The sequence below is a fragment of the Pseudomonas sp. 9Ag genome (assembly GCF_902506445.1).
Taxonomy (GTDB): Bacteria; Pseudomonadota; Gammaproteobacteria; order Pseudomonadales; family Pseudomonadaceae; genus Stutzerimonas; species Stutzerimonas stutzeri_AB.
The window spans coordinates 566,534-584,983 of record NZ_LR733836.1 but is presented as its reverse complement, the minus strand read 5'-3'; the positions used below and the strand labels follow the sequence as shown (position 1 = coordinate 584,983).

The following is an 18,450-nucleotide window of genomic DNA, read 5'->3' as shown; positions in this document are numbered from 1 at the left end:
ACATCCAAAGTTGCAGAGGTTAAAGGACGAACTCCGCATTGCCCGCCGCGAAGGCTTATTCAATGCAGCAACAGGCTGCCGTAGCTCACCCATGCGAAGAACCAAAGAAGACGCCGAAAAGACCCGTGTTGCCCTGCTCGCCTCTGCCGAGCGGCTGTTTCTCGACAAGGGGGTGGCGCACACCAGTCTCGATCAGATTGCCCGCGACGCCGGCGTGACCCGCGGCGCCGTGTACTGGCACTTCCAGAACAAGGCTCATCTGTTTCACGAAATGCTCAACCAGGTTCGCCTGCCCCCGGAACAGATGGCCGAGCGGCTTTGCGGCTGCACCCAGCAGCAGCCGCTGAGGGCGCTGTATGACCTTTGTATCGAAGGCATCGGTGCCTTGGGTCGGGATGAGCAGAAGCGCCGGGTCATGACCATCCTCCTGCACCGTTGCGAATTCACCGATGAATTACGCGAAGCGGAAGAGCGCCACCAGGCGTTCATCAACCAGTTCATTGAGCTCTGCGAAAAACTGCTGGAGAGCGCCGTTGACAGCCTGTACCCAGGCATCACCCCGCGGCTGGCCGCACGCACTTTGCACGCGCTGATCGTCGGCGTGTTCAGCGACTGGACCCGCGACCCGACCCTGTTCGATCCGGAAAAAGATTGCGCCGCACTGATCGACCCGGTGTTCCGTGGCTTGGTCAAGGACTGGGACAGTTCCGCCGTACGCTGACGTATCCCTAGCAAACGCGGCAGCACCAGCTGCCGCGTGCTGCATCACTGGACCTGATAGCCCTCTTCTTCAATCGCCTCGCGGATGGACGCCTCGTCCAGCCCGCCTTCCACTTGCACCACGCCCGCCTCAAGGTCGACATCGACCTTGGCATCGCTATCACGGGACTGGATCGCCTGAATGACGGCGCGCCGGCAATGCTCGCAGGTCATGCCTTTCACGTTGAACGTCTTCATCGGTTGCTCCTTTCGCTCGTTGGACACACCAGCATGCTCAACCTTGCCACACTGACAGGGTCAATAGGCTTGGCTGCGACATCCTGTTACTGGACTTGACCTTCCCACAAGGTGAAGGTTGATCCTCAGCGGCAACTGGCCTATTCGGAGCAAACCATGACGAGCGCAACCTACACGCTGCCTATCTCCGGCATGACCTGCGCAAGCTGCGCCGGACGGGTCGAGCGCGCCCTGCTGAAGGTGCCCGGCGTCGACAGCGCTGCGGTGAATCTTGCCGCCGAGCAAGTCCGCGTGCAGACCCATGAAGGCGACCTCGCCGAACTGGTTCAGGCGGTGGAAAAAGCGGGCTACGGCGTGCCGGTACAAACCCTGGAACTGGCCATCGAAGGCATGACCTGCGCCAGCTGTGCCGGTCGCATCGAGCGTGCATTGCTCAAGGTGCCGGGCGTGCGCAGCGCCTCGGTGAACCTGGCCAACGAACGTGCCCGTATCGAAGTGCTCGGCGCGGTCGACTCGTCAGTACTGATCGCAGCGGTCGAGGCCGCCGGCTACAAAGCACAAGCCAGCAGCGATAGCGAGCCGGCCACTGACCAGAGCGAAAGCCGCCTGCGCCGTGAACGCTGGGCCGTTATTGCCGCGCTGCTGCTCGCCGCACCGCTGGTCATTCCAATGTTTGGCGACCTGCTGGGCCTGCATTGGATGTTGCCGCCCTGGATGCAGTTCGTGCTCGCCACGCCGGTGCAATTCATGCTTGGTGCGCGTTTCTACGTGGCGGGTTGGAAGGCCGTGCGGGCCGGGGCTGGCAACATGGACCTGCTGGTCGCGATCGGCACCAGCGCCGGCTATGGCCTGAGTCTCTACCAGTGGTGGGTCGCGGAGGCCGGGCAGATGCCGCATCTGTATTTCGAAGCGTCCGCCGTGGTGATAGCCCTCGTCTTGTTGGGCAAGTACCTGGAAAGCCGTGCCAAACGCCAGACCAGCGCAGCCATTCGTGCACTGGAGGCGCTTCGGCCCGATCGCGCCGTACGTGTGGTCGACGGCCGCGAAGAAGAGGTAGCGATTGCGGTCCTGCGTCTGAACGACCTGGTGCTGGTCAAGCCCGGTGAACGTTTTCCGGTTGACGGCGAAGTGGTCGAAGGCGAAAGCCAGGCCGACGAGGCCCTGATCAGCGGTGAAAGCCTGCCGGTGGCGAAGGCGCCGGGCGACAGCATCACCGGCGGGGCGATCAACGGTGAAGGCCGGTTGCTGGTACGCACCACGGCCCTCGGCGGCGAAACGGTGCTGGCACGCATCATCCGCTTGGTCGAAGATGCCCAGGCCGCCAAGGCCCCCATCCAGAAGCTGGTGGACAAGGTCAGTCAGGTGTTCGTCCCTGCGGTGCTGGTGATTGCACTGTTGACCCTGGCCGGCTGGCTGTTCGTTGGCGCGCCCGCCGAGGTGGCGCTGATCAATGCGGTTGCCGTGCTGGTCATCGCCTGTCCCTGTGCGCTTGGCCTTGCGACGCCCGCTGCGATCATGGCTGGCACCGGTGTCGCCGCGCGCCACGGCATTCTGATCAAGGACGCTGAAGCGCTGGAGGTCGCCCATGCAGTGACGGCGGTCGCCTTCGACAAGACCGGAACGCTTACGTCCGGCAAACCGCGCATCGTTCACCTGCACGCCGTTGATGGCGACGAGTCCGCGCTGTTGCAACAGGCCGGCGCGCTGCAACGCGGCAGCGAACATCCGCTGGCGCAGGCAGTACTGGACCGCTGCGCCGAGCAAGGGCTGACAGTGGCCGACGTGGATCGCAGCCAGTCGCTCACCGGACGCGGCATCGCCGGCGATCTCGATGGCCGCTCGCTGGCGCTGGGCAACCGCCGGCTGCTGGACGACAGCGGCCTGCAGCCGGGCGAGCTGGCGGGCAAAGCCGAGGCCTGGGAAAGCGAAGGCCGCACGCTCTCCTGGCTGATCGAAACGGCACCGCAGCAGCACGTGCTCGGCCTGTTCGCCTTTGGCGACAGCCTCAAGGATGGCGCTGCGCAAGCCATCGCTGCCCTCAATGCGCGGCATATTCGCAGCCACCTGATCACCGGCGATAACCGCGGCAGCGCTCGCGTGGTGGCCGAGGCGCTGCAGATCGACAGTGTGCACGCCGAAGTACTGCCAGCGGACAAGGCCGCCACGGTCGCCGAACTAAGAAAAGGCGGCGCAGTAGTGGCGATGGTGGGCGACGGCATCAACGATGCCCCGGCCTTGGCCGCCGCCGATGTCGGCATCGCCATGGGCGGCGGAACGGACGTTGCCATGCATGCGGCGGGGATCACCCTGATGCGCGGCGATCCCAAGCTGGTGCCAGCTGCGCTGGAGATCAGCCGACGCACCTATCGCAAGATCCAGCAGAACCTCTTCTGGGCGTTCATCTACAACCTGGTGGGGATTCCCCTGGCAGCTTTCGGTTTCCTGAGTCCGGTAGTGGCGGGCGCGGCGATGGCGTTGTCGAGTGTCAGCGTGGTCAGCAACGCGCTGTTGCTCAAGCGTTGGGAGCCGAAGGAATAGAACCTGCAGCCCGCGCGCGCTACCGGCCTCTCAAGGTCCTGGGCCACCGCGCGCGGTTCGCTACACCACCAGCCCAACACTGACTTGTCTGGATGCCCACATGAATATTGGCCAAGCAGCAAAGAAAAGCGGGTTGTCAGCCAAGATGATTCGCTACTACGAGTCCATCGACCTGATCTCGCCTGCCGGACGCAGCGCCAACGGCTACCGCCACTACGGCGAGGAAGACCTGCATCGCCTCGCGTTCATCAAGCGCTCGCGGGATATGGGCTTCTCGTTGGAGGAAGTGAGCAAGCTGCTCAGGCTCTGGCAGGACCGTCAGCGCGCCAGCGCCGATGTGAAAGCCGTGGCTGGCGCACATATCGATGCGCTCAATCAGAAGATTGCCGAACTGGTGGGGTTACGCGACACCCTGCAGGATCTGGTCGACACCTGCCAGGGTGATGACCGGCCGGATTGCCCCATCCTCAAGGACCTGGAATCCGGCGGGTGCTGCTCGTCCAGCGCATCCCTTGAGCGCAGCTAGACAGAGCAACGCCGCTTTTCCATCCGGGATACAACAAGGCCAGGCATTGCGCCTGGCCTCGCGATAGATCAGCTAGCCTGCGATTGCAGGTAGTTCTGCAGCCCGATGCGGTCGATCATGCCGAGCTGCTGCTCCAGCCAGTAGGCGTGATCTTCTTCAGTGTCCATCAGCTGCAGCTCGAGAATTTCACGGGTCTGGTAATCACCGTGCTGCTCGGCCAGGGTGATGCCCTTGGCCAGGGCTTCGCGCACCTTGTATTCGAGTGCCAGATCGGCGCGCAACATCTCGGGCACGGTGTGGCCGGGATGCATTGCCTCCGGCGTCATGTCCGGTGTGCCTTCGAGGAACAGGATGCGCTTGAGCAGCGCATCGGCGTGCTCGGTTTCCTCCTGCATTTCGTGGTTGATCCGCTCGTAGAGCTTGGTGAACCCCCAGTCGGCATACATCCGCGAGTGCAGGAAATACTGATCGCGCGCCGCCAGCTCCCCACGCAGCAGTTCTTTGAGATATTCGATGACCTGTGGCTGACCTTGCATTGCGACTCTCTCCTGCACTGACTTTTGAACGCCGAACAATGATACGCCCAATCGGCGGCGGATTGACCGTGGCCCCGTTGCCGCAGGCAAAACCAGCTGACCAGTGGGTCAGTTCAGCATAGGCCGAACTCCCGAGCCAGAGCGGGGTTCTACTGAATCTGTCGCGGCGTTTCGCATTGTCGCGACGTCTTGCTCGTCGCCATTGTCCAGGAGAACGGATGCCGCTCTTAACGTCCCGAGGCCACTCACGACATCGCTTTACCATCGCCTCAATCTGCATTGGGCTGACCCTGTCCGGCTGTGCCGAGGACAAGGAACCTGTTCAGGTGCCGCCACGCGTTGCCTTCGTCGAGCCGCTGCAACGTATTGATAACGGCCCCGAGTCGTTGCGCTTTCCCGGTGTGGTCGAAAGCGTGACCAGCACGCAGCTGGCGTTCCAGGTGCCGGGGCGCGTCGAGCGCATCCTTGTCGACGAGGGCGAGCACGTCGAAAAAGGCCAGCCGGTAGCCGAACTCGACGACACCGATTACCAGCTGCAACTGCGCGAGGCCCAAGCGCGGCTGCGTCAGCTGGAGGCTGATCTGAGCCGCAAGCGTGCGTTGCTAGACGAAGGTATTCTCGCCCCCGCCGCGGTAGAGCCGCTGCAGGCCAGTGTGGTGGCAGCACGCGTCGCTCGCGACAGCGCGCAGCGCAATATCAAGCACAGCACACTGGAGGCACCGTTCGACGGCGTCGTCGCGCGGCGGCTGGTCGAGCCGGACATGGTGGTCGCCACGGGTACACCGGTGCTCGAGTTGCAGAACAACCAGCACATTGAAGTCACCGTTGACCTGCCCGAAACAGCCGCGCTGAGCATCCCCCTGAATGAAACGCTGCAGGCTGTCGGCGAGCTGGTGATTGCCGACCTGACGCTGCCGCTTGAATACAAGGAACACAGCACCCAGCCGCGCGAAGGCTCGCGCACCTACAGCCTGACGCTACAGGGCCAACCGCCGGAGGACTTCAACCTGCTGCCAGGTATGGCCATGCGGGTTCGCCTCGAGCGGCCTGCCGAGCCACAGAGCGAGAAAACACCGCGTTTTCGCGTGCCGCTCAATGCGGTGCAGACAGCACCCAATGGCAGCCATTACCTGTGGCTGGCGGTGGACGGACACGCCCAGCGCCATGACCTGCAGCTCGAACGGATCGAAGACGACCACGCGGTGGTCAGCGGCGAGCTGAACAACGACATGCTGGTGGTCGTAGCGGGTGGCAGCAAGCTCTCGGAAGACCAACCGATCAAAGCCGAGCGGCGGAAGTAAGCGGATGGATTTAGCCCGTTACGCCATCTGCAAGCCGGTCAATATCTGGGTTCTGGTGCTGATCTGCCTGATCGGCGGCGTCGTCGCGTTCTTCGAGATGGGCCGCCTGGAAGACCCCGAATTCACCATCAAGGAAGCCATCGTCACGGTGCAGTACCCGGGCGCAACCGCGCTGGAGGTCGAGCAAGAAGTAACCGAGCCGTTGGAAAGCGCCATTCAGGAGCTTTCCGAGGTCAAGGAAATCCGTTCGCGCTCGATGATCGGCCTGGCCGAAATCCGAGTCGAGATCCAGGACCGCTATTCGGGCGATCAGCTCGATCAGATCTGGGACCAGCTACGCAGCAAGGTCGAGGACGCCCGACAGAAGTTGCCCCCGGGCCTGGACCCGCCGCTGGTCAATGATGACTTTGGCGATGTCTATGGCATCTTCTTCGCCCTCACCGGCGATGGCCTGACGCTGGAAGAGCTGCATGAAGTGGGCAAGGATCTGCGTCGCGGGCTGATCACCGCTGACGGCGTCGGTCAGGTCGAACTCGCTGGCGTGCGTGAGGAGCGGATTCTGGTGGAGGTCGACCAGGCGCGCCTGGCCGCGCTGCGCCTGTCCCCTCAGGAACTGCTCGCGGCATTGGCCGATGCCGATGCGGCCGTTGAAGCGGGAGGCGTGCGTGCTGGCGAATTCTTTGTACACATCCGCCCGACAGGTGCCTTCGACTCGCTGGATGCTTTGCGCGCCCTGCCGGTCGGCCAGGGCCAGCAGAGTGTGGATCTGGGCTCGATTGCCACGCTGAAACGCGACTATGCCGAGCGGCCACGGCAGATCATCCGCCACAACGGCGAGCCAGCACTGACGATAGGCATCAGCGGTATTTCCGGCAGCAACATCGTCGAGGTGGGTCGCAGTGTCGAGGCGAAGCTGCAATCCATGCAGCGGTTGATGCCGCTTGGCGCCGAGCTGCATCCGCTGTACCAGCAGCACAGCATCGTCAACGAGTCGGTCAACAGCTTCGCGCTCAATGTGTTCCTCTCGGTGGCCATTGTCGTCGGCGTGCTTTGTCTGGCCATGGGCGTACGTGCGGGCGCGATCATCGGCGCGGTGCTGTTTCTCACGGTACTCGGCACCTTGCTGGTCATGTGGATGGCCGGGATCGAGCTGGAACGCATCTCCCTCGGCGCGCTGATCATCGCCATGGGCATGCTGGTGGATAACGCGGTGGTGGTTTGCGACGGAATGCTGATTCAGAAGCAGCGCGGCATGAGCATTCTGGAAGCCTCACGCAAGACCCTGCAGCAGACGCAATGGTCGCTGTTGGGCGCGACCATCATCGGAATCCTCGCGTTTGCCGGGATCGGCCTGTCCCAGGACACCACCGGCGAGTTTCTCTTTTCGCTGTTCTTCGTCATCGCCACATCGCTGTTGCTGAGCTGGTTGCTGGCGCTGCTGGTGGTGCCGCTGTTCGGGCACTACCTGCTTGAGCGCAAGGGTGGCCAAACGGACGAGGATGCCGATCCGGACGATGCCTACAGCGGGCCGATCTACAACCGCTACCGACGCATGGCAGGCGCCGTGCTCGCGCGTCCCTGGCTAACGCTGGGCGTTCTGGTTGTGCTGACCGTCCTCAGCGTAGTGGGCTTCAGTCGGGTGCCGCAGAGCTTTTTCCCACCTTCGAGTACGCCGATCTTCTATCTGAACCTGTTCCTGCCGCAGGGTACGCATATTCGCGAGACCAGCCGCACCGCCGAGGATGTCGAGGGCTATCTGAAGCAGCTCGACGGCGTCACCGATGTGTCGACCTTTGTTGGTGCGGGCGCGTCGCGCTTCATGCTCACCTACGCGCCGGAACAGCCCAACCCGGCGCTGATGCACTTTCTGGTTCGCACCAAGGAGGCCGGGGTGATCGCCGATCTGGTTCGTGAGATCAACCAGACGCTACCAGGCCGTTACCCCTCCGCCGATGTCGCCGCAGCGCAGTTCATGTTCGGCCCCAATGCCGAGGCCAAGCTCGAAGCGCGGATCAGTGGCCCTGAACTCGACGAGTTGCGACGATTGTCGGCCGAAGGTCAGCGCATCCTTCAGGAACAAGGCAATGTCTTCAACATCCGTGACGACTGGCGATCCCCCGTACCCGTACTGCGCCCACAGCTGGCCCTGGACCGCCTGGCCGATGCTGGCCTTACTCGCCAGCAGGTCGCGCAAGCCTTGTCTGTCGCCAGTGAAGGCCAGCAGGTCAGCGTGTTCCGCGATCAGGACGAGCTGATTCCGATCCTCCTGCGCGCCACTCCAGAGGATCGCGTCGAACCGGGCGAACTGCTGCAACGGCTGATCTGGAGCCCGGCAACGCGCAGCTACGTGCCGCTGGCGCAGGTCGCGGACGGCATCGAGGCGACCACCGAGGACTCAATGATCCGCCGCTACGGCCGCGAACGAACCATCGCCGTGCGTGCTGAGCCGCGCGACGGGGAGAATACCAATGTCGCATTCGAGCGGATTCGACCGCTGCTCGAGGACATCGAACTGCCGACCGGCTACTCACTGGAATGGGGCGGTGACCACGAGCAATCTTCGGACGCGCAGCAGGCACTGGCCAGCACGCTTGCAGTGCCGTACCTGGCGATGGTGCTGGTCACGGTGCTGCTGTTTGCCAAGGTCCGCCAGCCGCTGATGATCTGGCTGGTGGTGCCGATGGCGCTGTGCGGCGTCACCCTGGGGCTGCTGATCACCGGCCAGCCATTTGGCTTCATGGCGCTGCTCGGGCTGCTGAGTCTGACCGGTATGTTGATCAAGAACGCCGTGGTGCTGGTGGACGAGATCGACCGGCAGATTGCCGATGAGGTACCGCGGCTAACGGCCATCGTCGAGGCCTCGGCGTCGCGTCTTCGCCCGGTGATGATGGCTGCAGGCACCACGGTACTGGGTATGGTGCCGCTGCTGTTCGACCCCTTCTTTGCCAACATGGCCGTCACCATCATGGGTGGGCTGGGCTTCGCCACATTGCTTACCCTGCTGGCCGTGCCCTGTCTGTACCTGTTGTTCATGCGCGTCAAACCGGAGGAAACCTGATGCCCTGCCGATTGGCTCGTACCCCCCTGGTCTGGGCGCTGGCGTTGGCGCTCGGCGCTTGCTCCAGCGTGCCGGAACGGCCTGTCCCGGATGTTCCGGACAGCTGGTTCCACGCGGTGCGCCAGCAGCCAGCCGATGCCGAGACGCTCGCCGACTGGTGGCAGCAGTTCGATGACCCGGTGCTGACTCGGCTAGTCCGCAAGGCTCTGAACAACAACCGTGACATTCGCTCGGCCATGCTGCGGGTCGATACTGCACGCGCGCAATTGCGCCAGGCTCGCGCCGGCCTGTTCCCCACATTCGCGCTGCCAGGCTCGGCCAGCCGTCAGTGGATCGAGAACAACAATGAACCGAACCCCAATAGCCCCATAGGCCAGTTCATTCCCGACGAAGACGTGATCACCTTCGATACCTGGGAACTCGCCCTGCAAGCCAGCTGGGAGCTGGACATCTTCGGCGCTACCCGGGCGCGAACCGACAGTGCGCGGCAGCAGATTCGCTCGGCGCAAGCCCAAGCCATCGCCGCGCGGCTGGCGGTGGCCTCCAATGCTGCACAGGGTTACATGCAGGTGCGCGCGTTCGAGGGGCAGCGGGCGCTGCTGCTGGAGGGGATCGAACTTGCAGCAGAGCTCGAGCACATCGCCAGTCGAATGTTCCAAGCTGGCGAGGTGACCCGGCTGGATGTCGAGGCCAGTGCCGCTGAGCGCGCCTCTCTGCAGGCGGATCTGGATGAACTGGAAATCAACCTGGCCGAAGCCAGGCTGGCGCTCGATACGCTGCTCGCCGAACCGCCGGGTAGCGTGGCGCGCGAGTTCGAAGCGCCGGCCAAGGTGCCGCTCGCTGACAGGCCCATCCCGCCCGGACAACCGCTGGATCTCTTGCGCCGTCGTCCGGATTTGATTGCCGAAGCGGCGCAGCTGCAGGCCGCACAGCTGCAATCTCTGGCCGCCCGCCGCGACCTGTTCCCGACCCTGGCGCTACAGGCGGCAGTCGGGCGTTCTGGCCTGGCACTGGGCAATGCCTTCTCCACCGCTTCGAACTTCGCGCGTCTCGGTGCGACCTTTGGCTTGCCCTTCCTCGATTATCGCCGACGGGGCGCGGCAATCGACCTGGCTGATGTGGAAGGTGAAAGCGCCTACCTCGGCTTCCAGCAGGCGCTGGCCGAAGCGCTGGAAGAGGTCGAGCGATCACTGGTGCGCATCGACGGACAGAAACGCCGCCTGGACTCGCTACGGACCACCCTTCGTCATCGTGAATACGCCTATGAGCTGGCGCAGACCAGCTATCGACTGGGTGAGGCGAATCTCAACGAAGTATTGGACGCCCAGCGCGGCTCCCTGCGTGCTCGGCAACAAGCGCTGCAGGGCCGTACCGCACTTGCGACGGCACAAGTCGCACTGTTTGTAGCACTCGGCGGCGGCTGGGAAATCAACCCAAGTGCGGTGCAGACTAACGAGCCCGCGTCAGCAACGTCGGGCTCGAATGCTGTGGAATAACGGCGTTAGGCTAGAGTCTCCTCGGCAAGCCAACCAAAGAGACGGCCCGCACACCATCGCTCACCGTTCAGTTACGCATCCATGGCGGTGTCGGCGGCTCATCGCTGGGCTCATCCGTTGCGTTACGCAAGGCTTCCTTACGCGCCTGGTCGGCCAGGGTCGCCTTGATCTCCCGCATCACAGCGTCTAAGTCGGCGGCATCTTCCGGCTCGGCAAACTCACCGGTCAGCTCGGACTCCGGCGTCAGCTTGCCGTCCTCGTACAGCGCCCACATTTCCTTGGCGTAGCGGGTGAATTTGAGCTCGGGCGCAAACTGGCCGAAATAGGCCGACATGTTGCCAACGTCCCGTTCGAGCATTTCAAAGGCGTGGTTGTTGCCCGCCGCATCTACCGCCTGTGGCAGGTCAATGATGACCGGGCCATGCTCGTCGAGCAGCACGTTGAATTCGGACAAGTCGCCATGCACCAGGCCGGCACAGAGCATCTTCACCACTTCGCCGATCATGAAGGCATGAAATTCACGTGCATCGTCAGGGTGAAGATCGACGTCGTTCAGACGCGGCGCGGCATCGCCGTCTTCGCCTGAGATCATCTCCATCAGAAGCACGCCATCGAGGAAGTCGTACGGTTTAGGCACGCGCACGCCAGCGTCTGCCAGCCTGAACAAGGCGGCCACTTCAGCGTTCTGCCAGTTTTCCTCTTTTTCCTTGCGCCCGTGTTTGGAACCCTTGGCCATGGCCCTCGCATCGCGGCTGCTACGGACCTTGCGGCCCTCCTGATATTTGACGGCTTGGCGAAAGCTGCGGTTGTTGGCTTCCTTGTAGACCTTGGCGCAACGCAGCTCGTCACCACAGCGCACTACATAAACCGCTGCTTCCTTGCCGCTCATCAGCGGGCGCAACACTTCGTCGATCAGCCCATCCTCGACCAACGGCTCGAGTCGTTTTGGCGTTTTCATCAGCGGCTTACAGACCCTTTTTGGCTATGCAGATCTGCAGGTTACGGCAATCGCGAACGGGCTTCCATGTTCGCCCGCAAGTTTGAAAGCGCACTGTGGATTGGCATCGGGATCGGCCAGGGCGGACAATCGGAATCCTTCACCCACGGAGCCTCCCAATGCTCGATTTCGACCACTGCTGGCAAGCGCTCTGCAATCGCGATCCAAGCTTCGATGGGCGCTTCGTGTTTGCCGTGCACTCGACTCATATTTTCTGCCGCCCCAGCTGCCCGGCGCGTCGCCCCAAGCGGGAAGGTGTCAGTTTCTTCAGACACAACCACGAGGCCGAGGCTGCGGGTTTCCGGGCTTGCCGGCGCTGCTCCCCCCAGGGCAAGAGTTTCGCTGAGCAGCTCGACGAGCTGGTGGTGGCGGCCTGCCGGCTGCTGGATGAAAGTCCTGAGCCGATGACCCTGGATCAGCTGGCCGGCCGCATCGGTCTGTCCTCCTCGCACCTGGCTCGTGCCTTCAAAGCACGAACCGGCCTGACGCCGCGCGCCTGGGCCACAGCGCGCCGACGCGAGCGGCTTGAGATGCAGCTGCCAGACGCCGAAACAGTACTCGGTGCCGCACTGGACGCCGGCTACGGCAGCACGCGTGGTGTCTATCAGCACACTGCAGCACTCAGCCCGGCTAAGCGCCGACGTAAAGGCGCCGGAGAGACCCTGCGCTACGCCACCAGCGCCTGTCCGTTGGGACTGCTGCTGGTGGCTGCCAGCGACAAGGGCATCTGTGCCCTGCTGTTCGGCGATGAACAACAAGCGCTACTCGACGATCTGCAGTCACGTTTCGCGGCGGCGGAGCTGGTGCCTGATCAGGCCGGGCTCGGCGAATGGCTGAAGGCAATTGTCGCTCAGCTGAAGGAGCCGAGCCGAGCTGCCCAACTACCGCTGGACCTGCGTGGCAGCGCCTTCCAGCAACGGGTCTGGCAGGCATTGCAGGGCATTCCGCCTGGTGAGACTCGCCGTTACGGTGAGTTGGCGGCGAACCTTGGCAGCCATGCGCGCGCCGTGGCCCGTGCTTGCGCCAGCAATCCGGTCGGGCTCTTGGTGCCCTGCCATCGCGTTGTCGGTGCCAACCAGGCACTGACCGGCTACCGCTGGGGTGTCGAGCGCAAGGCTGCCCTGCTTGAATCAGAGCGTGATGAATCGGGAGCCTGACGAGGTTTCAGCGGTCGCATGCAGTACATGCCACCGCAAGAGAGACCAGCCATGACCGAACTGAAGCGCTACCGCATCCATTACCTGATCAATGGCGAGCCGGCGTCCCTGACGTTGAGCGCCTTCGAAGCGCCTGCACTAGAGCAGGCCGAACTGGAAATCTTGTTGCACCACGTCAGAGAGCCGCGCGCCAGCGTCGACGCGCCTTGGGAAATCCCGGAACGCGCCAGCGAGCACAGCCGGATGGCCGAGCTGGGCGTCAGCGACATCCAGATCGAAGAAGAAGCGCACCGCTGAACCACGCCGCTGCAAACTGCTAAAACAAGGAGATGACTGCCGTGCCCCTGATCGACACCCACACCCACCTCGACTTCGACCCCTTCGATGCCGACCGCGGAGAGGTACTGGCCCGCTGCGCCAGCGCAGGTGTCGAGCGGGTCCTGGTGCTCGGTGTGCATCAAGCGAACTGGGACAGGGTCTGGCAGATGGCGCTGGATGAGCCGGCCGTATATGCCGCGCTGGGGCTGCATCCCGTGTTCTTACAGGACCACCGACCAGAACACATCGACGCATTGCGCGGTTGGCTTCAACGCCTGCGCGGCGAGGACAAGCTCTGCGCAATTGGGGAAATCGGCCTCGACTATTACATCGAAGACCCGGACAAGGACCGGCAGCAACAGCTACTTGAAGCGCAGCTCGAGCTAGCCAACGCGTTCGAGCTGCCGGTGCTGCTGCATGTCCGCCGCGCTCATGCGCAGATGATCGCCACCCTTAAGCGTTACAAGCTCAAGCGCACCGGCATTGCCCATGCATTCAGCGGCAGCTGGGAAGAAGCCCGCGAATACATCAAGCTGGGTTACAAACTTGGACTGGGCGGCGCGGGAACCTGGCCCCAGGCGCATCGAATGCACCGGGTGCTGCAACAATTGCCGCTTGAAAGCATCGTGCTGGAAACCGACGCCCCGGACATCACGCCCCACAGCCACGCCGGCCAGCGCAACAGCCCTGAATTCCTCCCTGACATCTGTCGCGAGCTGGCGGAGCTGCGCGGCATCAGCCCTGAGGAATTGGCGGATGCCAGTTACCGCAACAGCTGCGAGCTGTTTGGCTGGAACCGCTAATCGGCTGGCCGAAGCCGAGGGCAGAAAGCTGGCAAGCGCTGGGCTCCGATCCAGACAGCTAATCAGTCCTCTAGCGGGTCGTGTCCCCAGTTCATCAGCGAATGACGCCAGCGGCTGTCGCGAATGTCCGCCTTGGGACGCTGAGCAAGGTGCCGGTGGACATAACCGATAACCTTGCGCATGGCCTGGTAATCGTCCTCGCCCAGTTCAGCCTGCCGCTTTGCCTTGAGCGCGAGGATACGCTCACCCATGGCGTGCCCTACCGCCTCGCCATCATCCGAGGCGGTGACCTTTTCACCGCCAGAAGTCATGCCAACGCTGCGGCTGGTCTCGCTCTCAAGCCAATCGCGGAGCTTGGCTGGCGACATATTGACCACCCGATGGAATTCATCGCGAACGTCTCGCTTGGCCTCGTCACTCAGCTCGTTCATTGCTCGCCCTCGCGCTTGAGCGCCGCAACCAACTCATCTTTCTTCATCGTTGATCGTCCACGAATGCCGCGCTGAGCAGCGCGGCGCACCAGCTCGGTCTTGTTCAGCCCGCTAAGTGCTGGCTCCTGCCCGCGGCTGGTCTTGCGCGCCACATCGGCCGGCTGGCTGGAGTGTTGCTGCCCGCGACGGCTATCGGCTCGTTTCTTTTGCGTCGTTCGGGCGTATTCGTCGTCGCTGATTGACTCGCGAGCCTTCTTGGGCAAATAGCGCTCGCCGGTTTCCCCGGACGGCTTTCCGGATTTGGTATCCCAGTCTTCGCGGGTCCACTCGCGCAAGTGGTTGTCGGCGGTTTTCTTGCCGTCATAGCCGCCGCCGCGCTTCTTGTATTCCTGCACGGCGTACTGGGCCTTGCGCGCCGACCACTGGCCAGGCTCGCCGCCCTTGTCGCCGTCGGTGACTTCCCGCTTCACCTGCTCCCATAGCTTCGGATCGGTTTTCTTTGCGGTGCTGGACATGACGCACTCCCGGGTTTGCCTGTTCGGCAGACCCGGGCGCAGGAGGCGCTGTTCAACAACGCCGATGAGCGGCTAAGCGCCAAACGGAGAGAGGATCAGACGCGGAACGCGCCGATCAATTGCTGCAGGCGGCCAACCAATTCGGTGAGTTCGCGACTCGCCTGCTCGGTATGGCCTGCGCCTTCGGCGGTGCGCTGCCCAGCCTCATTGATCGCGACAATGTTGCGGTCGATGTCATGGGCGACAGCGGTCTGTTGCTCCGCGGCCGCGGCGATCTGCTGGTTCTGATCGACGATGACACCGACCGCGCCAAGGATGTTCTCGAGCGCCTGCTGAACCTGTGCCGACTGGCTTACGGTCTCTTCTGCCATCGAATGGCTGGAGTGCATGGTCTTGACTGCTGCGCCGACCCCGCCCTGCAGGCGGCCAATCATCTGCTCGATTTCTTCGGTGGACTGCTGAGTGCGCTTGGCCAGGCTGCGCACTTCATCGGCCACAACAGCGAAGCCGCGACCCTGCTCACCTGCGCGCGCCGCCTCGATTGCGGCATTGAGCGCCAGCAGGTTGGTCTGTTCTGCCACGCCCTTGATGACATCCAGCACCTGGCTGATGGCTTTGCTGTCGCTTGCCAGCTGATTGATCACGGTGACCGATTGTTCGATCTCGGCAGCCAGCAGACCAATGCCGCTCACCTGCGCCTCGACCAGGGTACGACCGCTGACGGTTTCGTCGTTGACGCTTTGCGCGCTGCCCACTGCGGCTTCGGCGCTGGTGGCTACTTCCTGCGCAGTCGCTGACATCTCGTTCATTGCCGTGGCAACTTGCTCGATCTGCCCGCGCTGCTCGGACACCGTCTGGTTGCTCTCGCCGGAAACAGTCTCGACGCGCGAAGCCTGACGCTCCACCTCGCCCACCGTGTGCCCGACGCGCTCGATGAGTTCACGGATCTTCGAAACGGTCTCGTTGAACACCTGGCCCAGCTCACCGAGTTCGTCGCGGCTTTGCACCTTGAAGCGTGCCGTCATGTCGCCGGCAGCCACTTTATCCATGGTCGCGCCGAGGCTGCGCAACGACGCACGAGTCGATATGTAGAACGCGCTGTAGAGGTAAACGACGAGCACAAAAACCAACGCCAGCGCGGTCAGCAGCAGCACCATCAGCAGTTGTTTCTGCTCGAGGCGCTGCTCGAGCTCATCGTCAAGAAAGCTGAGAATGGCGTCATTGAGCGCATAGGTCTTCGCCATCTCGGCGCTGATCAGGTCGTAGAATTTATCCCATGGCTGATCCAGGGCTTCAGCCATGATCACCTGGTCCTGGAAGATGTCGCTGCTCGACTGCAGCGAGTTGCGACTTGCCGTCGCCTGAGCATCCAGTTGGCGCTGCGCGGCAGGGCTGCTGCCCAGCACATCCTGCAGCTGGGCAGCGTATTGCGCCTGCTGCTTCTCCAGCTCGAGCAAGAGGTCGTCCAGTTTGTTGCTGGCATCGGAGTTCAGGTAACCCTGGCCAAAGGTATAGGAGCCCACTGCCCGACCTTCACCGAGCGCGGCAGTGATGGACGGCGTCGCCGAGGTCAGCAGTTCGGAGAGCAGCCGCACATCGCGCTGACTGTCCTGGCTTAGGCCCGACTGGCTAGCGATCAGCTTGATCATAACCTGGGCCTTGCCCAGCAACGCACGAGCCATCGCCGCCTTGGCCTGCAGCGACTGCTGCGACTGCGCTTCACGCAGCGCGGCGTCCAGTTCATCTCGACGCTGGGTGAATTCGGCGACCTGCTCGGGGTTGTCGCTGACCGGCGTCAGGTTCTGCATCCTGGCGGAAAGTTCTCGTTCGGCATTGGCCAGGCGTGTTACCAACGCCTGCACTTCACCGGTCTGGCCGATGATGCCTTCGATCTCGACCAGATCTTTCCAGTCTTCCATTTCCCGGCGCAGCTGCAACGCCGTGCCCAGTAGTTCCAGGCTGCGCAGTTCAGTGCGAGTGCCTACAAACTCTTGGTACGAATCGCGCACCAGATAGAAGTTGGTCAACAGCATGGGGACGAAAAAGAGAACGCTGATCAGGCTGAACTTCATGCCGAAGCTCAGACGGTTCATCAGGGCGATAGCCGGATACAACAGACTTTTCAAAAGACGTCTCCCAATTTTTGTTGTATTGCCGTCAGCGTCGAGGCTGCGGCAGGGCTCGTCAGAGAATGGTGCGAGAAAACTTATACGGGATATCGGACGGGGCTTGTGTAACTTAAGGTAATGGCAGAGTGACACCCCGACAACTGGCAGAAGACACGCCGATTCCGGCATATCCACCACACTTATGCAGGGCGTCCGCAGCTCGCGCTGGGCGTTATTGACGCGTTAGAGAAAGAGAATCCACAGCGCGATTGCCGCATACCAGAGGATGCGAGCACGCACCAGCAAGGCGGCAAGGCTGTCGAGCCTCAGGATGCCCGCCTGCCCCGTGTAAGACTCTTCAAGGTCCGCCGCCACGGGACCGACCTTGGCCAGCAACTGTGGCGCTGGCACGCCCCAGTGCAACAGGTCCTCAAGCATGGCGCGATTGGCAGCGACGAAATTGCCGACCAAGCCGAAGCTGGCAAGCAGAACCCGCACCGGCAGCCAGTCGAAGGCATGCCTGAACTGGCTGGCCCGCTCGCGTACGGCCTCGGCCTTCGCGTGATCCATGGTCAACGCCAACAGCCGATAGGCGAGCGCCGCGACGGGACCGAGCAGCACGTACCAGAAGATCACCGCAAAAAAGCCTTGATGGCTGCGCCAGAGCAGTTGTGCTTCCACAGCACGCAACAGGCCCGGAGCGTCCGTCGCGCTGAGCCCCAAATCACGTTCGGCAACCAGCGCAGCGGCTTCGTCATCGCCACGACGCCAGGCATCGCGGAACGGCCCGAGCTCACGTTTGCCCTGACCGCGGCCCAGGCTGTAGAGCAACACCAGCAAGTGCAGAGGCAGGCTTAGCCAGCCATAGGCAAGCGGCTCAAGCGCCAGCAACAGCATGCTAAGCAACAGCACAGGCAGCAGCACCAGAAAGAACAGGCTCAGCCATGACCCATAAGCCGTCCCCGCACCGCCCTCGACCCGCCCCAGCAAGCGCAGCCAAGGCCCGTCATCCTGTACCACGCGACGCCAATCGGTGAGCTTATCGATGACCAGCGCCAAGAACACCACGAGAAAAATCATCTGTCGAATCCTATCAAGGCAGTTTCACGCCACGATCGAAGCGGTGCGCAAACGCTGCCAGTCAAATGCGGGGCCGGGGTCGGTCTTGCGACCCGGCGCGATATCGCTATGGCCACAAACCCGCTCCGGCGTGATTGCCGGATAGGCTTGCTGAAGCAGACGACACAGAGAAGTCAGGCTGTCGTACTGGGCTTCGCTGAACGGCATTTCGTCGGTGCCCTCCAGCTCGATACCAAGGGAGAAATCGTTGCAGCTTTGCCGATCACCGAAGCACGACACACCGGTGTGCCATGCGCGATCGAGGCAGGAGACGAATTGGGTAATCGCGCCGTCACGTTCGATCAGGAAATGCGCGGACACCTGCAGGTTCGCTATTTCTCCGAAGAAGGGGTGCTCGTCACAGGGCAGACAGTTCTGGAAGAATTGCTGGACCTTTCCGGTTCCGAACTGGCCCGGTGGCAGACTGATGTTGTGAATGACCAGCAGCGAAATCTCGCCGTCCGGACGCAGGTTGAAGTTGGGCGAAGGGCAATGGCGAATGCCTCGGCACCATCCTGTCGCATGATCCAACTGCATCGCGGCGAAACCTGGCTGAACGGAGGCCTGCAGGCTAGCGCCTGCAGCTGCCC

The 18,450-nt window shown here is 62.8% G+C and carries 17 protein-coding genes and 1 pseudogene; 9 read left to right on the top strand and 9 right to left on the bottom strand.

All coding sequences use genetic code 11. The features are described 5' to 3' along the window. The first annotated feature begins 91 nt into the window (after positions 1-91). A complete protein-coding gene (locus ALTERO38_RS02595) occupies positions 92-721 on the top strand; it encodes a TetR family transcriptional regulator (RefSeq protein ID WP_159967161.1) in 630 nt (209 codons plus the stop codon). 44 nt (positions 722-765) lie between these two features. On the opposite strand, the gene ALTERO38_RS02590 is transcribed toward ALTERO38_RS02595, so the two are convergent. Then, positions 766-957 (bottom strand): heavy-metal-associated domain-containing protein, encoded by a 192-nt coding sequence (locus ALTERO38_RS02590; protein WP_159967160.1) that lies wholly within the window; start codon positions 955-957, stop codon positions 766-768. Between the two features lie 156 nt (positions 958-1,113). Between ALTERO38_RS02590 and ALTERO38_RS02585 the strand changes: the two genes are divergently transcribed. Together ALTERO38_RS02585 and cueR are read left to right on the top strand one after the other, a co-directional pair. Beyond that, complete coding sequence (locus ALTERO38_RS02585; RefSeq protein WP_159967159.1) at positions 1,114-3,495, top strand: heavy metal translocating P-type ATPase; 2,382 nt, start codon at positions 1,114-1,116, stop codon at positions 3,493-3,495. Between the two features lie 100 nt (positions 3,496-3,595). Next, positions 3,596-4,021, top strand: a complete 426-nt coding sequence (gene cueR, locus ALTERO38_RS02580; protein ID WP_159967158.1) for a Cu(I)-responsive transcriptional regulator — start codon at positions 3,596-3,598, stop codon at positions 4,019-4,021. Between the two features lie 68 nt (positions 4,022-4,089). Here cueR and bfr read toward each other — a convergent pair whose 3' ends face one another. Further along, positions 4,090-4,557, bottom strand: coding sequence for a bacterioferritin (gene bfr, locus ALTERO38_RS02575; RefSeq protein WP_102836959.1), 468 nt, complete (start codon positions 4,555-4,557; stop codon positions 4,090-4,092). A gap of 218 nt (positions 4,558-4,775) precedes the next feature. Between bfr and ALTERO38_RS02570 the strand changes: the two genes are divergently transcribed. Genes ALTERO38_RS02570 through ALTERO38_RS02560 form a run of 3 tightly spaced genes read left to right on the top strand, consistent with a single transcriptional unit; the run spans position 4,776 to position 10,412 of the window. Then, positions 4,776-5,858, top strand: a complete 1,083-nt coding sequence (locus ALTERO38_RS02570) for an efflux RND transporter periplasmic adaptor subunit (RefSeq protein ID WP_159967157.1) — start codon at positions 4,776-4,778, stop codon at positions 5,856-5,858. A 4-nt stretch (positions 5,859-5,862) separates the two neighbouring features. Continuing rightward, a complete protein-coding gene (locus tag ALTERO38_RS02565; protein WP_159967156.1) occupies positions 5,863-8,916 on the top strand; it encodes an efflux RND transporter permease subunit in 3,054 nt (1,017 codons plus the stop codon). Beyond that, complete coding sequence (locus ALTERO38_RS02560; protein WP_159967155.1) at positions 8,916-10,412, top strand: efflux transporter outer membrane subunit; 1,497 nt, start codon at positions 8,916-8,918, stop codon at positions 10,410-10,412. Before ALTERO38_RS02565 ends, ALTERO38_RS02560 begins: the two co-directional genes overlap by 1 nt. A 67-nt stretch (positions 10,413-10,479) precedes the next feature. Here the strand turns inward: ALTERO38_RS02560 and ALTERO38_RS02555 are convergent, their stop codons facing one another. Beyond that, positions 10,480-11,370, bottom strand: a complete 891-nt coding sequence (locus ALTERO38_RS02555; protein WP_102836963.1) for a PA4780 family RIO1-like protein kinase — start codon at positions 11,368-11,370, stop codon at positions 10,480-10,482. Between the two features lie 158 nt (positions 11,371-11,528). On the opposite strand from ALTERO38_RS02555, the gene ada reads away from it, so the two are divergent. From ada to ALTERO38_RS02540, 3 genes are read left to right on the top strand one after another with little or no spacing between them, the layout of a single operon-like run. Further along, on the top strand, positions 11,529-12,566 hold the full coding sequence (gene ada, locus ALTERO38_RS02550) for a bifunctional DNA-binding transcriptional regulator/O6-methylguanine-DNA methyltransferase Ada (RefSeq protein ID WP_159967154.1): 1,038 nt from the start codon (positions 11,529-11,531) through the stop codon (positions 12,564-12,566). 51 nt (positions 12,567-12,617) lie between these two features. Then, positions 12,618-12,863, top strand: coding sequence for a hypothetical protein (locus ALTERO38_RS02545; protein WP_159967153.1), 246 nt, complete (start codon positions 12,618-12,620; stop codon positions 12,861-12,863). Positions 12,864-12,904: 41 nt separating this feature from the next. Next, the gene (locus ALTERO38_RS02540) at positions 12,905-13,687 is read left to right on the top strand and encodes a TatD family hydrolase (protein ID WP_178114564.1); all 783 of its coding nucleotides are present in this window, start codon (positions 12,905-12,907) and stop codon (positions 13,685-13,687) included. Positions 13,688-13,749: 62 nt separating this feature from the next. Here ALTERO38_RS02540 and ALTERO38_RS02535 read toward each other — a convergent pair whose 3' ends face one another. The 6 genes and pseudogenes from ALTERO38_RS02535 to ampD form a co-directional block, all read right to left on the bottom strand. Beyond that, positions 13,750-14,118, bottom strand: coding sequence for a DUF3140 domain-containing protein (locus ALTERO38_RS02535; protein WP_159967151.1), 369 nt, complete (start codon positions 14,116-14,118; stop codon positions 13,750-13,752). Further along, positions 14,115-14,633 carry a DUF5872 domain-containing protein gene (locus ALTERO38_RS02530; RefSeq protein ID WP_148925187.1) on the bottom strand — a complete coding sequence of 173 codons (519 nt, stop codon included), beginning with the start codon at positions 14,631-14,633 and terminating at the stop codon, positions 14,115-14,117. Before ALTERO38_RS02530 ends, ALTERO38_RS02535 begins: the two co-directional genes overlap by 4 nt. Positions 14,634-14,728: 95 nt before the next feature. Further along, positions 14,729-15,433, bottom strand: coding sequence for a methyl-accepting chemotaxis protein (locus ALTERO38_RS21675; RefSeq protein WP_372239396.1), 705 nt, complete (start codon positions 15,431-15,433; stop codon positions 14,729-14,731). Positions 15,434-15,583: 150 nt separating this feature from the next. After that, positions 15,584-15,790, bottom strand: a pseudogene (locus ALTERO38_RS21670) (HAMP domain-containing protein); the annotation flags it as partial. A 1,194-nt stretch (positions 15,791-16,984) separates the two neighbouring features. After that, on the bottom strand, positions 16,985-17,821 hold the full coding sequence (gene ampE / locus ALTERO38_RS02520) for a regulatory signaling modulator protein AmpE (RefSeq protein ID WP_159967150.1): 837 nt from the start codon (positions 17,819-17,821) through the stop codon (positions 16,985-16,987). A gap of 24 nt (positions 17,822-17,845) precedes the next feature. Next, the gene (gene ampD, locus ALTERO38_RS02515; protein WP_159967149.1) at positions 17,846-18,397 is read right to left on the bottom strand and encodes a 1,6-anhydro-N-acetylmuramyl-L-alanine amidase AmpD; all 552 of its coding nucleotides are present in this window, start codon (positions 18,395-18,397) and stop codon (positions 17,846-17,848) included. Between the last annotated feature and the right edge of the window lie 53 nt (positions 18,398-18,450).

Excerpts from the sequence above, each read along its gene's own strand:
- ALTERO38_RS02565 (WP_159967156.1), top strand. The coding sequence starts at position 5,863 with ATGGATTTAGCCCGTTACGCCATCTGCAAGCCGGTCAATATCTGGGTT.
- ampE (WP_159967150.1), bottom strand. The coding sequence starts at position 17,821 with ATGATTTTTCTCGTGGTGTTCTTGGCGCTGGTCATCGATAAGCTCACC.
- ALTERO38_RS02585 (WP_159967159.1), top strand. The coding sequence starts at position 1,114 with ATGACGAGCGCAACCTACACGCTGCCTATCTCCGGCATGACCTGCGCA.
- ALTERO38_RS02570 (WP_159967157.1), top strand. The coding sequence starts at position 4,776 with ATGCCGCTCTTAACGTCCCGAGGCCACTCACGACATCGCTTTACCATC.
- ALTERO38_RS02530 (WP_148925187.1), bottom strand. The coding sequence starts at position 14,633 with ATGTCCAGCACCGCAAAGAAAACCGATCCGAAGCTATGGGAGCAGGTG.
- ALTERO38_RS21675 (WP_372239396.1), bottom strand. The coding sequence starts at position 15,433 with ATGTCAGCGACTGCGCAGGAAGTAGCCACCAGCGCCGAAGCCGCAGTG.
- ALTERO38_RS02545 (WP_159967153.1), top strand. The coding sequence starts at position 12,618 with ATGACCGAACTGAAGCGCTACCGCATCCATTACCTGATCAATGGCGAG.
- ada (WP_159967154.1), top strand. The coding sequence starts at position 11,529 with ATGCTCGATTTCGACCACTGCTGGCAAGCGCTCTGCAATCGCGATCCA.
- cueR (WP_159967158.1), top strand. The coding sequence starts at position 3,596 with ATGAATATTGGCCAAGCAGCAAAGAAAAGCGGGTTGTCAGCCAAGATG.
- ALTERO38_RS02595 (WP_159967161.1), top strand. The coding sequence starts at position 92 with ATGCGAAGAACCAAAGAAGACGCCGAAAAGACCCGTGTTGCCCTGCTC.
- bfr (WP_102836959.1), bottom strand. The coding sequence starts at position 4,557 with ATGCAAGGTCAGCCACAGGTCATCGAATATCTCAAAGAACTGCTGCGT.
- ALTERO38_RS02560 (WP_159967155.1), top strand. The coding sequence starts at position 8,916 with ATGCCCTGCCGATTGGCTCGTACCCCCCTGGTCTGGGCGCTGGCGTTG.
- ampD (WP_159967149.1), bottom strand. The coding sequence starts at position 18,397 with ATGCAGTTGGATCATGCGACAGGATGGTGCCGAGGCATTCGCCATTGC.
- ALTERO38_RS02535 (WP_159967151.1), bottom strand. The coding sequence starts at position 14,118 with ATGAACGAGCTGAGTGACGAGGCCAAGCGAGACGTTCGCGATGAATTC.
- ALTERO38_RS02590 (WP_159967160.1), bottom strand. The coding sequence starts at position 957 with ATGAAGACGTTCAACGTGAAAGGCATGACCTGCGAGCATTGCCGGCGC.
- ALTERO38_RS02555 (WP_102836963.1), bottom strand. The coding sequence starts at position 11,370 with ATGAAAACGCCAAAACGACTCGAGCCGTTGGTCGAGGATGGGCTGATC.